This is a genomic window from Streptomyces ruber (genome assembly GCF_014648075.1).
Classification (GTDB): Bacteria; Actinomycetota; Actinomycetes; order Streptomycetales; family Streptomycetaceae; genus Streptomyces; species Streptomyces ruber.
The window spans coordinates 137,128-150,420 of record NZ_BMQK01000009.1 but is presented as its reverse complement, the minus strand read 5'-3'; the positions used below and the strand labels follow the sequence as shown (position 1 = coordinate 150,420).

The 13,293-nt window shown below is 71.9% G+C and carries 11 protein-coding genes; 6 read left to right on the top strand and 5 right to left on the bottom strand.

Features of this window, described 5'->3' with window-relative positions; translation table 11 throughout:
- Window positions 1–140 precede the first annotated feature (140 nt).
- Complete coding sequence (locus tag IEZ04_RS20410; protein ID WP_189218360.1) at window positions 141–881, top strand: LON peptidase substrate-binding domain-containing protein; 741 nt, start codon at window positions 141–143, stop codon at window positions 879–881.
- 124 nt (window positions 882–1,005) lie between these two features.
- On the top strand, window positions 1,006–1,458 hold the full coding sequence (gene ybaK / locus IEZ04_RS20405) for a Cys-tRNA(Pro) deacylase (protein ID WP_229821148.1): 453 nt from the start codon (window positions 1,006–1,008) through the stop codon (window positions 1,456–1,458).
- Between the two features lie 153 nt (window positions 1,459–1,611).
- Here the strand turns inward: ybaK and IEZ04_RS20400 are convergent, their stop codons facing one another.
- The 4 genes from IEZ04_RS20400 to IEZ04_RS20385 form a co-directional block, all read right to left on the bottom strand.
- A complete protein-coding gene (locus tag IEZ04_RS20400) occupies window positions 1,612–2,325 on the bottom strand; it encodes an AAA family ATPase (RefSeq protein ID WP_189218358.1) in 714 nt (237 codons plus the stop codon).
- Window positions 2,326–2,359: 34 nt separating this feature from the next.
- Window positions 2,360–3,184, bottom strand: coding sequence for an ABC transporter permease (locus IEZ04_RS20395; protein WP_189218357.1), 825 nt, complete (start codon window positions 3,182–3,184; stop codon window positions 2,360–2,362).
- A 73-nt stretch (window positions 3,185–3,257) separates the two neighbouring features.
- The gene (locus tag IEZ04_RS20390) at window positions 3,258–4,274 is read right to left on the bottom strand and encodes an ABC transporter ATP-binding protein (RefSeq protein WP_189218356.1); all 1,017 of its coding nucleotides are present in this window, start codon (window positions 4,272–4,274) and stop codon (window positions 3,258–3,260) included.
- 129 nt (window positions 4,275–4,403) lie between these two features.
- Window positions 4,404–5,621, bottom strand: a complete 1,218-nt coding sequence (locus IEZ04_RS20385; protein ID WP_189218355.1) for an NYN domain-containing protein — start codon at window positions 5,619–5,621, stop codon at window positions 4,404–4,406.
- 225 nt (window positions 5,622–5,846) lie between these two features.
- On the opposite strand from IEZ04_RS20385, the gene IEZ04_RS20380 reads away from it, so the two are divergent.
- Entirely contained in the window at window positions 5,847–6,026 is a 180-nt protein-coding gene (locus IEZ04_RS20380) for a hypothetical protein (RefSeq protein ID WP_189218354.1), read from the top strand.
- A gap of 170 nt (window positions 6,027–6,196) precedes the next feature.
- On the opposite strand, the gene dnaE is transcribed toward IEZ04_RS20380, so the two are convergent.
- Window positions 6,197–9,736, bottom strand: coding sequence for a DNA polymerase III subunit alpha (gene dnaE, locus IEZ04_RS20375; protein WP_189218353.1), 3,540 nt, complete (start codon window positions 9,734–9,736; stop codon window positions 6,197–6,199).
- Window positions 9,737–10,090: 354 nt separating this feature from the next.
- On the opposite strand from dnaE, the gene IEZ04_RS20370 reads away from it, so the two are divergent.
- From IEZ04_RS20370 to IEZ04_RS20360, 3 genes are all read left to right on the top strand, one after another.
- Complete coding sequence (locus IEZ04_RS20370; protein ID WP_189218352.1) at window positions 10,091–11,431, top strand: DUF2252 domain-containing protein; 1,341 nt, start codon at window positions 10,091–10,093, stop codon at window positions 11,429–11,431.
- Window positions 11,432–11,523: 92 nt separating this feature from the next.
- On the top strand, window positions 11,524–12,210 hold the full coding sequence (locus tag IEZ04_RS20365; RefSeq protein ID WP_189218351.1) for a hypothetical protein: 687 nt from the start codon (window positions 11,524–11,526) through the stop codon (window positions 12,208–12,210).
- A gap of 84 nt (window positions 12,211–12,294) precedes the next feature.
- Window positions 12,295–13,095, top strand: a complete 801-nt coding sequence (locus IEZ04_RS20360) for a DsbA family protein (protein WP_189218350.1) — start codon at window positions 12,295–12,297, stop codon at window positions 13,093–13,095.
- Window positions 13,096–13,293: the final 198 nt, after the last annotated feature.

The following is a 13,293-nucleotide window of genomic DNA, read 5'->3' as shown; positions in this document are numbered from 1 at the left end:
CGACGGGCGGCGAGACCGTACCGAAGGACGGGTGCGACCGTGGTTGACCAGGGAGTTCCCGTGCGTCGCGGTGTCCCCTCCCGTCCACTCGGCGGGCGCGCCGGACGAACGTGTCCCGGTGACCATTAGGCTCTTGCGTCGTGACCACCGTCCGGCTGCCGCTCTTTCCCCTCGACTCGGTGCTGTTCCCGGGACTCGTGCTCCCGCTGAACGTCTTCGAGGAGCGCTATCGCGCCATGATGCGCGAGCTGCTGAAGACCCCCGAGTCCGCTCCCCGCCGGTTCGCCGTCGTCGCGATCCGCGACGGCCACGAGGTCGCGCCCAGCGCCCCCGGCATGCCGGACCCGACGGCCCTGCCCGAGCGCGGTCCGGCGGCGGGCTTCGGCGAGAACCCGCTGAAGGCGTTCCACGGGGTGGGCTGCGTCGCGGACGCGGCGACCGTCCGGGAGCGCGACAACGGGACGTTCGAGGTGCTGGCGACCGGCACGACCCGGGTGCGCCTGAAGTCGGTGGACGCGTCGGGTCCGTTCCTGACGGCCGAGCTGGAGGAACTCCCGGAGCAGCCGGGCGACGAGGCGGGGGCGCTGGCCGAGGGGGTGCTGCGCGCCTTCCGCCAGTACCAGAAGCGGCTGGCGGGCGCCCGGGAGCGGTCGCTGTCCACGGGGGCGGAGCTGCCGGACGAGCCGTCCGTGGTCTCGTACCTGGTGGCGGCGGCGATGATGCTCGACACCCCGACCAAGCAGCGCCTCCTCCAGGCCCCGGACACGGCCTCGCGCCTGCGCGACGAGCTGAGACTGCTGCGGGCGGAGGCAGCCATCATCCGCGGCCTGCCGTCGCTGCCGGCGGTGGAGCTGACCCGTGGTCCGACGAGCCTGAACTGAAGCGCGAACAGGGAGCCGATGGCCGGTGCCGAAGAAGCCGAAGAAGCAGCAGGAAGAAGGGGCGCGCGCAGCGCATGCGAAGAAGGGCGGTGGTGGGCGACGGGCGGGCGGCACGCCCGCGACGGTGGCCCTGACGGCCGCGGGCGTGACCTACCGGGTGCACTCCTACGACCACGACCCCGCCCACCCCTCGTACGGGGAGGAGGCGGCCGAGGCGCTCGGGGTGGCGCCGGAGCGGGTGTTCAAGACCCTCGTGGCGGACGTGGACGGCACGCTGACCGTGGCCGTGGTCCCGGTCACCCGCTCTCTCGACCTCAAGGCGTTGGCGTCGGCGGTCGGCCGCAAGCGCGCGGCGATGGCGGACCCGGCGCTCGCGGAACGCACCACCGGCTACGTCGTCGGCGGCATCTCACCGCTGGGCCAGCGCAAGAAGCTCCCCACGGTCGTGGACGTCTCGGCCGCGGAGCACCCGACGGTCTACGTCTCGGCCGGCCGCCGCGGCCTGGAGGTGGAGCTGTCCCCGGACGACCTCCTGAGGGCCGCGGACGCCCGCTCGGCGCCGATCGCCCGTGCGTGACCCCTCGACGGGCGCCCTGTCCTCGGTTATGTACACAGGACATGTCGAAGAGGACACGGAAACGCAAATGGCGCGTGCGGAAGAACCGCTCCAACCACGGCCGCCGGCCGGCGTGAGCCGGGTGCGGACCGCCGTGCGGCGCCGGTCGTGCCGTCAGGCGTCCCGGGCCGGCGGCGGTCCGTAGGGGCCGAGCTGGTGCTGCTGCCCGTACGGGTCGGGGTCCCGGGGGGCGAACAGCGCCGTCAGTCCCAGGTGGACCAGCAGCGTGGCGACCGGCCAGGCGAGCAGCGCGCCCTTCGCGCCCAGCTTGAGCGGCGCCGGGAAGGTCCTGCCCTCGCCGACCTGCCGGGCGTGGGCGACGACGTCCTGGGCGGGCCCGAGCCAGACGCCGAGCCGCCACGCGAGCAGCGAGCCCAGCAGCCCGCCGACGGTGAGCGCCAGCACCAACGGCACTCCCCCGCGCTTGCGCACCAGGAACACCACCAGCGCGCTCAGGGCTCCGAAGCCCAGCGCCAGCAGTGTGAACGTCCCGTCGACCCCGATGGCCTGCTCGCCCTCGGTGTCCCGCAGGTAGACCGCCGTACCGTCCGAGATCAGCGGGACGTTCGGCGCCAGCCACCACCACAGCAGGCCGAGCAGCGCTCCGACGACCGCCGTCGCGACCGTGACGACCGCGGCTTCCCTCAGCTCGGTCCTCATCCCGGGACCGTCCTGCCCGTCCTGACCGTCTTCGGCGTCCTTCCCGCCGTGTCCGTGCGCGACGTCGTGGCCGGCCGGACCCGCGGCCGGGGAACCCGGTGCGGCGTGCCAGGCGTGGGCGCGGCGGGAGGAGGGATCGTGCGGGGGCGGAGTCAGCGGTGCGGTCACCCTGACATCGTGCCAGGCCCGGCCGTGCGCCGCGTCATCGGACGGCGGCCCGGCGGTAGGCCCAGGTGGCGACCGCCAGTGAGATGACCCCGACGCCCGCGCACACCGCCAGGTCGCCGAGGACGAGCGCCCAGTCGGGGCCGGGCCCGAAGGTCCGCGCGAAGGCCTCGACCCCGTACGTGGAGGGCAGCAGGTCGCGGGCGAGCTGCACCACGGCGGGCATCCGCTCGGCGGGCAGCACCCCGAGGAGCAGCGCCGCCGACATGCCGAGCTGTCCGAGGAGGGTGGCGAGTTCGGGCCGGGGCGCGAGCAGCCCGAGGGCGGCCCCGAGTCCGGCGAGCGCGGCTCCGGCGAGCGGGATCACCGCGGCGAGCACCCACAGGTGGGTGAGCGGCAGCCCGAAGAGCACGCAGCCGAAGACGGCGGTCACGATCGTGCCGGGCACGGTGAAGGAGGCGTACGCGCCCGCCGCGCCCAGCACCACGGCGGCCGGCGGCACCGGCAGCGTGGCGTAGTGGTCGAGCCCGCCGCTCGACCGCAGCTGCCCGAAGTACTGGGCGAGCAGGTTGAGCGCGACGAAGGCCACCACGAGCACGGACGAGCCGGCGACGACGGCCTGCGCCTCGCTGCCGCCGTCCACGACGCCCCGCATCAGGATCATGATGCCGACCGACTGGAACGTGGCCACGAACAGGAGCGGGATCCGCGCGACCCGCGCGCGGGAGAGCTGGGCCCGGTAGACGGCGGCGAGCGACGGCCACAGCCGCGCCCGCGGCCCGAGCGCGGCCGGGGCCGCCGGGTCGCGCTCCGGCACGGCCAGGGTCTCGCCCGGCAGGAACTCCGCGGGTACGACACTCACGTCGAGCTGCTCCTTCTCGCTCCGGCCGTCGCACGGTCCCGTACGGCCGCGGCCGTCCGTGCGTTCACGCCGATCACGCCTTCACCAGTCCCTGCTGTGCGCCGCCGCCCAGCGCCAGGTACACGTCCTCCAGGCTCGGCGTGGCGAGCGTGAAGTCGTCGAGGGCCACGAAGGCGGCGCCGCCGGTGACGGTGGCGACCACGGCGCGGGCCTCCTCGGGGGCGAGCCGCAGCGTCCACCGGCGCCCGGACTCGTCGGCCCGCGAGCGCAGCGCGGCGACCTCGGGCACCTCCAGCGGTGCCCGCTCGCGCCACACCAGGTCCACGCGGACCTCGCCCGCCACCTTCTCCTTGAGTCCGGCCGGGGTGTCGCAGGCGATGACCCGTCCCTTGTCGAGCACGGCGACGCGGTCGAGCACGGTCTCCGCCTCGATGACGTTGTGGGTGACGAGCAGGACGGTCGTGCCGCGCTCGGCACGGCGCCGGTCGACGGCGGCCCAGACGGCCCGCCGGGCGACGGGGTCCATGCCGGTGGTCGGCTCGTCCAGCACCAGCAGGGGCCGCTCGCCCACCAGGGCGGCGGCGAAACAGGCCAGCCGCCGCTGCCCGCCGGACAGCTTCCGGATCGGCCGCGCGGCGAGCGGGGTCAGCCCCAGCTCGTCCAGTACGGCGTCCCGCTCCTCGCGCGCCCGGGTCACGTCGAGGCCGCGCAGCCGCCCGGTGGTCTCCGCGGCGAGCGACACGGTGAGGTCGTCCAGCGCGGTGGACTCCTGACCCAGGTAGGCGAGGATGCGCGCGGCCCGCTCGGGATGGCGCACGATGTCGTGGCCGAGGATGTCCACGGTGCCCTCGTCCGGGCGCATGAGCCCGGTGAGCTGCCGTACGAGTGTGGACTTCCCGGCGCCGTTGGGGCCGAGCAGCCCGAAGATCTCCCCGCGCCGGACCTGGAGCTCCACCGCGTCGTTGGCCTTGATCTCGGGCGTTGCCGGTGTTCCGCGCCGCCCTCGCGCCGCGGGGTAGGTCTTCGTCAGACCGCGCACCGCGCACACGACATCGCCGTGCCGGCTTCCCTGTCCCGCGCGCGTACTCACGAGGCACGAGACTACGGGGTGCCGGGCCCGGCCTCGCGTCCGGGTCGCCGTCCGGGGCCGGACGGGTCGTGGCACGGGACCGTGACGCGCCGGCCGGGACGGCCCCGGCCGACTCCGGGACGGCCGCGCTCACTCCCCGGCGGGGACGTTCTCCGGGGTGGTCCGTACGTCGATCTCGCGCCAGAAACCGGCCCGGATGGCGTAGCGGTCGTGCTCGTCGATCTGGTCGTCCTTGTGGGCCAGCAGTCCGAACCGGGCCGCGTACCGCAGCAGTTCGCCGTCGACCCGGTGCGGGATGCGCGGGTACATGCCGGAGAGCTTCTGCAGCTGCGCCCGGTCCGCGAGGCGTTCCACCCAGCGGCGCGCGAACACCTGGCCGACCTCGTACGGGTCGCCGCCGACCGTGGTGATGTCCTCCTCCCGGTCGGCCCAGCGCTGTTCGGCCGTGGTGAGCTGGGCCAGCGTCGGCATGGCGGCCGCGTCCGGCGTCTCGCCGACGACGCCGGGCCGGTCCACCCACCCCTTGTCGGAGGACCAGCGCAGCGTGGCGCTCGCCGGGGCCTGCGCGGCGGGGGCGGCGGGCGACCGCAGCGCGGCGAGGTCCTTCGGGGTGGGGACGCCGCCCTTGGCGGCGGGGACGCGTTCCTCGCTGCCGTTGCGCGAGGGCGCCGACGTCACGGGCCGCGGCCGCTCACCGTCCCGGTCCGTGGTGGCGAGCGCCGACTCGGGCAGCGGTGCGGAGAGGATGGCGGCGATCTCGGGCCGGGGCACGGGCGGTGGCGCGCACACCCCGCCGAACTCCTTGGGCCGTACGGCCTTGGTGATCCAGACCCGGTCCAGGACGCGCCGTTCGTCGGCCTCGGCGACGAGGTCCTCGGACTGGTTGTAGTCGCCGTCCGCGGCCTGCACGGCCCACAGGTGCACGGCCACCCCGTGCTCCTTGGCCGCCATCATGCCGGGCAGCAGGTCCCCGTCCCCGGTCACGAGGACCACGTCCGAGCAGGCCCGGTTGCGGGCGAGTTCGGTGAGTTCGGCGTGCATGGCCGCGTCCACGCCCTTCTGCGCCCACCGTCCGTCGCTGCGGGTCAGGGCACCCAGGCGGACGGTGACCCGGGGCATCACCCGCAGCCTGCGGTGCTCGGGCTGGGGCACGCGGTCGGGGGCGCCGTCGAACCAGTAGATGCGCAACAGGGGCTGCTGGGTGTCCGATTCGGCGCGCTCGCGGAGCCCTTGGATGAGGGCGGAGTGGTCCACGGTGATGCGGGAGCGCGAGGGTTCCCCGGCGAGGAGGCTGGCGGCGGCACCGAGCAGATATCCGGCGTCCACCAGGACGATGCAGCGGTCCACGCGATCCACCCTCTTTCCGGGAGGTTTGCTTCGGGCTTCCTTCGAGTCTGCCCGACCTCGCGAAGGTTAACGGCCGGAACTGGATCATCGGCGTGGCGCATCCGGAGCAGTCCACTCTCATCCATCCGGTAACGCACCGTATTTTTACGACATGCGAGGAGTGTCCGCCTATGTGAATCTGGTCGCGGCTTTGGCCCCTAGATCACCCACAGGAGGCGGATCACCATGGCCAAGAACAAGAACCGGAAACAGGGCAGCCCGCAGAGCCGGGCGGCCCGGTCCGAGCAGGCTCAGGAGCAGGTGGAGCGGATTCCGGGTGAGTCGGCGGAGTCGCCGCTGACACAGCCGCAGGGCAGCCCGGCGGAGGTCGCCCGCAAGCAGCAGAGGCGCTTCGGTCACAATTGAGGACCCCGCCGCGCAGGTTCTCCGCGTGCGCCTCCGTACCGCGCAAGCCTTTGCCGCGCCTTTGCGCGCGGGAGCCGGTGTCGGAATCCGGACGGACCGAACCCGGCCCGCCCCGGGCCCCCCGACACCGGCGTAACCCTCGGAACGCACAGTCGTCGTGACCGCCGGGCTCAGCCCGCCAGGCAGGACGGACCCAGCAGCACCTTCAGGTCACCGAAGAGCGCCGGGTCCGGCTTCACCCGGTGCCGGTCCAGACGCAGCACCGTCGTCTTGCGCGGGCCCTGGAGCCTGATCCGCACCTCGCTGTCGCCCCGGTGGTTGCCGAGGATCTCCCCGAGCCGGCTGACCATGGGCGGGGTGACCCGGGTCGCCGGGATGGTGAGCACGACCGGCGCGTTCGTCCCCGCGTTCGACAGGTCGGGGACCATCAGTTCCATCGCGACCAGCCGCGGCACGTCCTCGCGCTTGTCGAGGCGGCCCTTGACGAACACCACCGCGTCCTCGACGAGCTGGGTCGAGACGAGCTGGTACGTCGCGGGGAAGAACATGCACTCGAGGGAGCCGGCGAGATCCTCCACCGTGGCGATGGCCCAGGCGTTGCCCTGCTTGGTCATCTTGCGCTGCAGGCCGGAGATGATGCCGCCGATGGTCACCACCGCGCCGTCGCCGAAGTCCCCGCCGGTGAGCTGGGCGATGCCCGCGTCCGCCTTGTCGGACAGCACGTGCTCCAGGCCGAAGAGCGGGTGGTCGGAGACGTACAGACCGAGCATCTCGCGCTCCTGGGCGAGCAGGTAGGTCTTGTCCCACTCGTCGTCCGTGAACGTGACGTCCAGCCCGAAGCCGGGCTCGCTGCTCTCCTCCTCGCCCATGCCGCCGAAGAGGTCGAACTGGCCCTCGGCCTCCTTGCGCTTGACCGCGACCACGTTGTCGATCATCGGCTCGTACTGCGCCATCAGGCCCTTGCGGGTGTGCCCCATGGAGTCGAAGGCGCCGGCCTTGATCAGTGACTCCGTGGTGCGCTTGTTGCAGACGACCGCCTCGACCTTGTCCAGGTAGTCGGGGAAGGAGCTGTACTTCCCCTTGGCCTTGCGGCTGCGGATGATCGACTCGACGACGTTGGTGCCGACGTTGCGGACGGCGGAGAGGCCGAAGAGGATCACGTCGTCGCCCTGGGCGGCGAAGTTCGACTCGGACTCGTTGACGTTCGGCGGGAGCACCTTGATGCCCATGCGGCGGCACTCGTTGAGGTAGACGGCCGACTTGTCCTTGTCGTCCTTGACGGAGGTGAGGAGCGCGGCCATGTACTCGGCGGGGTAGTTCGCCTTCAGGTACGCGGTCCAGTACGAGACCAGGCCGTACGCGGCGGAGTGCGCCTTGTTGAAGGCGTAGCCGGCGAACGGGACCAGCACGTCCCACAGCGCCTGGATCGCCTCGTCGCTGTAGCCGTTCTTCTGGGCGCCCGCCTGGAAGATGGTGAAGTTCTTCGCCAGCTCCTCGGGCTTCTTCTTGCCCATCACGCGGCGGAGGATGTCGGCCTCGCCGAGCGAGTAGCCGGCGATGATCTGGGCGGCCTTCTGCACCTGCTCCTGGTAGACGATCAGGCCGTAGGTGACGTCCAGGACCTCCTTGAGGGGCTCCTCCAGCTCCGGGTGGATCGGGGTGATCTCCTGGCGGCCGTTCTTCCGCTCCGCGTAGTTGATGTGCGAGTTCATGCCCATCGGGCCCGGCCGGTACAGGGCCGAGACGGCGGAGATGTCCTCGAAGTTGTCGGGCTGCATCTGGCGGAGCAGCGAGCGCATCGGGCCGCCGTCGAACTGGAAGACACCGAGGGTGTCACCGCGGCAGAGCAGTTCGAAGGTCTTGGGGTCGTCCAGCGGGAGCGAGAGCATCTCCAGGTCGATGCCCTTGTTGGCCTTCACCATCTTGATGGCGTCGTCCATGATCGTGAGGTTGCGCAGGCCCAGGAAGTCCATCTTGAGCAGGCCGAGCGACTCGCACTGCGGGTAGTCCCACTGGGTGATCGTCACGCCGTCCGTGTGCCGCACCCAGATCGGGGCGTGGTCGACGATGGGCTCACTGGACATGATCACGCCGGCCGCGTGCACACCCATCTGGCGGACCAGGCCCTCGACGCCCTTGGCGGTGTCGATGACCTTCTTCACGTCCGGCTCGTTCTCGTACATCGAGCGGATCTCGCCGGCCTCGTTGTACCGGGGGTGCGAGGGGTTGGTGATGCCGTCGAGGTCGATGCCCTTGCCGAGGACGTCGGCGGGCATGGCCTTGGTGAGCCGGTCGCCCATCGCGTACGGGTAGCCGAGGACGCGCGCGGAGTCCTTGATCGCGTTCTTGGCCTTGATCTTGCCGTAGGTGCCGATCATGGCGACCTTGTCGGCGCCGTACTTCTCCGTCACGTACCGGATCACCTCGACGCGCCGGCGCTCGTCGAAGTCGATGTCGACGTCGGGCATGGAGACGCGCTCGGGGTTGAGGAACCGCTCGAAGATCAGACCGTGCGGGATCGGGTCGAGGTCGGTGATGCCCATGGCGTACGCGACGATCGAACCGGCCGCGGAGCCTCGCCCCGGACCCACCGCGATGCCGTTGTTCTTGGCCCACATGATGAAGTCGGCGACGACGAGGAAGTACCCCGGGAACCCCATCTGGATGATGACGTCCATCTCGTACTCGACCTGCTTCTGCCGGTCCTCGGGGATGCCGCCGGGGAAGCGGCGCTCCATGCCGCGGCGGACCTCCTCCTTGAACCAGGTGACCTCGGTGTAGCCCTCCGGGATGTCGAACTTCGGCATCAGGTCGCGCTTCTCGAACATCCCGGTGGTGTCGATCTGCTCGGCCACCAGGAGCGTGTTGCGGCAGCCCTCCTGCCAGGCGTCCGAGGAGTCGATGGCGTACATCTCGTCCGTGGACTTCAGGTAGTAGCCGGTGCCGTCGAACTTGAAGCGGTCGGGGTCGGAGAGGTTCTTGCCGGTCTGGATGCACAGCAGGGCGTCGTGGGCCGCGGCCTCGTGCGCGTACGTGTAGTGCGAGTCGTTCGTCACCAGCGGCGGGATGCCGAGCTTCTTGCCGATCTCCAGCAGGCCGTCGCGGACCCGGCGCTCGATCTCGATGCCGTGGTCCATCAGCTCCAGGAAGTAGCGGTCCTTGCCGAAGATGTCCTGGTACTCGGCGGCCGACTTCAGGGCCTCGTCGAACTGGCCGAGGCGCAGCCGGGTCTGGAGCTCGCCGGAGGGGCAGCCGGTGGAGGCGATGAGCCCCTCGGACCACTGGGAGATGGTCTCCTTGTCCATCCGGGGCCACTTCTGCAGCCAGCCCTCGGCGTACGCGTCGGAGGAGAGCTTGAAGAGGTTGTGCAGTCCCGTCTTGTTCGCCGCCCAGATCGTCTTGTGGGTGTAACCACCCGAACCGGAGACGTCGTCCCGCTTCTGGTGCGGCTGGCCCCACTGGATCTTGCGCTTGTTCCGCCGGGACTCGGGGGCGACGTACGCCTCGATGCCGATGATCGGGGTGACCCCGGCCTTCTTCGCGGAGTGGAAGAAGTCGTACGCCCCGTGGAGGTTGCCGTGGTCGGACATGGCGATGTGCGTCATGCCCATGTCGTTGCAGGCGTTGAACATGTCCTTCAGCCGCGCGGCACCGTCCAGCAGCGAGTACTGGGTGTGGACGTGCAGGTGCGTGAACGGCGGCTTCGACACGGCTTGGGCCTCCTGGTCAGCGGGTCGGCGGGCGCACCGCGGCGGGGCGCGCCGTGGTGCGGGGCGGGGGGTCCGGCGGGCTGCGGGCAGTCCGGGGGACAGCGAAGAAGTCTATGCCTCCCGGCAGGCACCCGACGGGGTCTCCCCGACACCGCGAGTCCCGCGCACGGCGTGTCCCGGCGTCGTCCGCGGATTCCTCCCGGGCGGAGTACGGTCCCGTCCGGGACCGCCGTCGGCGTGGCGCGGGCACTCGCGGGCGTCGCCGGTCGTTGGAGGCTGCGAAGGACTCGTCGCCCTCGGACGGCATCCCTGTTCCCCACGTCACACACCACCCGTACCAGGAGGCACCCAGCGATGCCGGTTCCGCAGCTCGACGCCGAGCGACGCGGCGAGCAGATCCTCGACGTGATCCACACCGCCTTCGGTGAGCTCCTGGCCGCCGATCCGGCCGCCTTCCGGGTGAAGTTCCGGAAGATGGCGGCCTCCGCGTTCGCCTTCTACCGCGGCACGGCGAGCCTCTTCTACCGAGACCTCGCAGACGGGGCGGACGGGGCGGACCGCGCCGGCGGACCGTACCTGGACGACCGCACCTCGCGCGTGTGGATCCACGGCGATCTCCACGCGGAGAACTTCGGCACCTACATGAACTCCCAGGGCCGGCTGGTCTTCAACGTCAACGACTTCGACGAGGCCTACGTCGGCCCCTTCACCTGGGACCTCAAGCGGTTCGCGGCCTCGGTCGCGCTGATCGGCTACGCCAAGGCGCTCAGTGACGAGCAGATCACCCGACTGGTACGGGTGTACGCGGAGGCGTACCGGGAGCGGATCCGCGCCCTCGCGACGGGCGCCAAGCACGACGAGGTCCCGCCGTTCACGCTCGACACCGCCGAGGGCCCGCTGCTGGAGGCGCTGCGCGTGGCCCGTTCGCTCACCCGCTTCGGGCTGCTGGAGACGATGACCGAGATCCGCGACTTCGAGCGCCGCTTCGCGCCCGGCGGCGGCTCCGTCGAGCTGGACGCGGCCACCCGCTACAAGGTGCTCGCGGCCTTCGACGGCTATCTGGAGACGCTGCCGGAGTCCTCGCTCGCCCGCCCGGACTCGTACCGGGTGAAGGACGTGGTCGGCCGCCGCGGCATCGGCATCGGGTCCGCGGGCCTGCCGTCGTACAACATCCTCCTGGAGGGCAACAGCGACGCCCTGGAGAACGACGTGGTGATCTACGTCAAGCAGGCCCAGACCCCGGCGGTCTCCCGCCACGTCACGGACCCCGCGATCCGGGAGTACTTCCTGCACGAGGGCCACCGCACGGTGATCTCGCAGCGCGCCCTCCAGGCGCACGCCGACCCGTGGCTCGGCTGGACCGAGCTGGACGGCGCCGGCCAGCTCGTCGCCGAGGTGTCGCCGTACGCGGTCGACCTGGACTGGAGCGACATCGACGACCCGGAGGAGATCGCGCTCGTCGTCGCCGATCTGGGCCGGGCCACCGCCGCGATGCACGCGGCGGCGGACGACCAGTCCGGCGAGTCCCTGGTGCCGTTCTCCACCGAACGGGCGATCGACGCGGCGATCGCGGCCGACGAGGACGGCTTCGCGCCCCTGCTGGTGGACTTCGCGCACGCCTACGGCGCACGCGCGCGCATGGACCACCAGATCTTCGTGGACCTGTTCCGCAACGGCCGGATCCCCGGTCTGTGACCGTCCGCGTCCCCCGTCCCACGGACCCCGCACCGGGACCCCGGCCCCTTTAGGGGTCTTTTACGCGGGCCCGTGGGACACTCGACAGCGTTATGGACATGTCCGGGACCCCAGTCAGAGCCGTGCGCGCGGCGCTGTTCACGGCGCTGGTCGTGACGCTCAGCACCGCGTCGCACGTCCTGCTGTCCGGGGTGCCGCTGCCGCTGCCCACGGTGGCCGCCATAGCCGCCGCCGTCTTCCTGATCGCGTACGCCCTGGCGGGCCGCGAGCGCGGCTTCGGACGGATCGCCGCCCTGCTGATCCCGCTGGAGCTGGCCGCCGACACCCTGTTCACCGCGGGCCAGCACGCCTGCTACGGCGCCACGGGCGGCCCCGTCGCGGGCCCGCTGCGCTCGATCGGGCTCGACGTGCTGTGCGCCGGTGACGTCGGCGCCCCGCTGGCCCGGATGACCGGCGACCCCTCCCCCGCGGCGGTGCTGCTCGCCGACGCCGACCCCGCCGCCGCCTGGCTGCTGCTCGCCACGCACGTCGGCGTGGGGCTGCTGGCGGCAGCCTGGCTGCGCCGCGGCGAGCGGGCGCTGGCCCAGCTGCTGGGCGCGACGGTCGCGGCGGGTTTCCGGCCGCTGCTGCTCGCGGTCGCCGCGGTCACGGTACGGCCGGCCCCGGCGCGCCGCCGGATGCCGCGCCCCGTGCGCCGCCCCGCCGCCGCGCGCACGCTGCTCCTCACGTACTCCCTGGGACGGCGCGGGCCGCCGTGCCCGGCCGCCGCTGCCGCCTGACCGGCGGGCACGGCGACCGAGCGCAGTTCCCCCCGACAAGCACCCCGCGCACGCCCTGTGCGCGTCCCCAGGGAGACCAGCATCATGAGCAAGAGGAACAGCCAGGCGGCGAAGACGGCGGCCCGGGAGCGGCTGCGCCAGGAGCGCGAGCGGCAGGCCAAGCGCGACAAGGCGAAGCGGCAGGCGATCGTCGCCGGCTCGATCGTCGCCGTCCTCGCGATAGCCGGCGGCATCGGCTACGCCGTCGTGCAGGGCAACCAGCCCACGAAGTGGGAGGCGGCGGCCGACGCCAAGGTGGTCGCCCCGGCCAACACCTCGGGCAAGGACGGCACCACCGTGGTGGTCGGCGACTCGGAGACCGACAACGTGGTCCACCTCTACGAGGACCCGCGCTGCCCGGGCTGCGCCAACTTCGAGCAGACCCTCGGCGAGGCCGTCAACAAGGGCATGGAGGACGGCAGCTACAAGCTCCAGTTCACCCTCGGCACCTTCCTCGACGGCAACCTCGGCGGCGAGGGCTCCAAGAACGCGCTGAGCGCGCTCGGCGCCGCCCTGAACGTCAGCCCCGAGGCGTTCATCGACTACAAGACCGCGCTGTACTCGGCGGAGTACCACCCCGAGGAGTCCACGGACGAGTTCGCCAAGAACGACTACCTGATCAAGGTGGCCGACACGGTGGACGAGCTGAAGGGCAACACCAAGTTCCAGGACGCGGTCGAGAAGGGCACGTACGACGCCTGGGCGATGCGGATGAGCAAGGCCTTCGACGACGCCGAGGGCGTCGACTCGACGCCCACCGTCAAGATCAACGACAAGAAGATCGAGATCCCGTCCGACGCCGCGGGCTGGGCGACGGCCCTGAAGGACGCGGGCGTCACCAAGTAGGCGCCGGTCCCGGTCGGGCGACGCGCGGCGGACGTGCGGGCGAACTCTTCGCGGTTCGCCCGCACGCGCCGTACGCAGCGCGCTCTCCGGCTGCCCGGAGAGCGGGACGATCAGTAGTGCGATCGGCCGTGACCCGTCGCATCGGACGCCTCACCGACTCCGCCGGCCACCCGGACGTCCCGGACGCCCCCGGCCCGG

Bases quoted from the DNA above. Each gene is read 5' to 3' on its own strand.
- IEZ04_RS20380 (WP_189218354.1), top strand. From the start codon at position 5,847: ATGGCCAAGAACAAGAACCGGAAACAGGGCAGCCCGCAGAGCCGGGCG.
- IEZ04_RS20370 (WP_189218352.1), top strand. From the start codon at position 10,091: ATGCCGGTTCCGCAGCTCGACGCCGAGCGACGCGGCGAGCAGATCCTC.
- IEZ04_RS20365 (WP_189218351.1), top strand. From the start codon at position 11,524: ATGGACATGTCCGGGACCCCAGTCAGAGCCGTGCGCGCGGCGCTGTTC.
- IEZ04_RS20360 (WP_189218350.1), top strand. From the start codon at position 12,295: ATGAGCAAGAGGAACAGCCAGGCGGCGAAGACGGCGGCCCGGGAGCGG.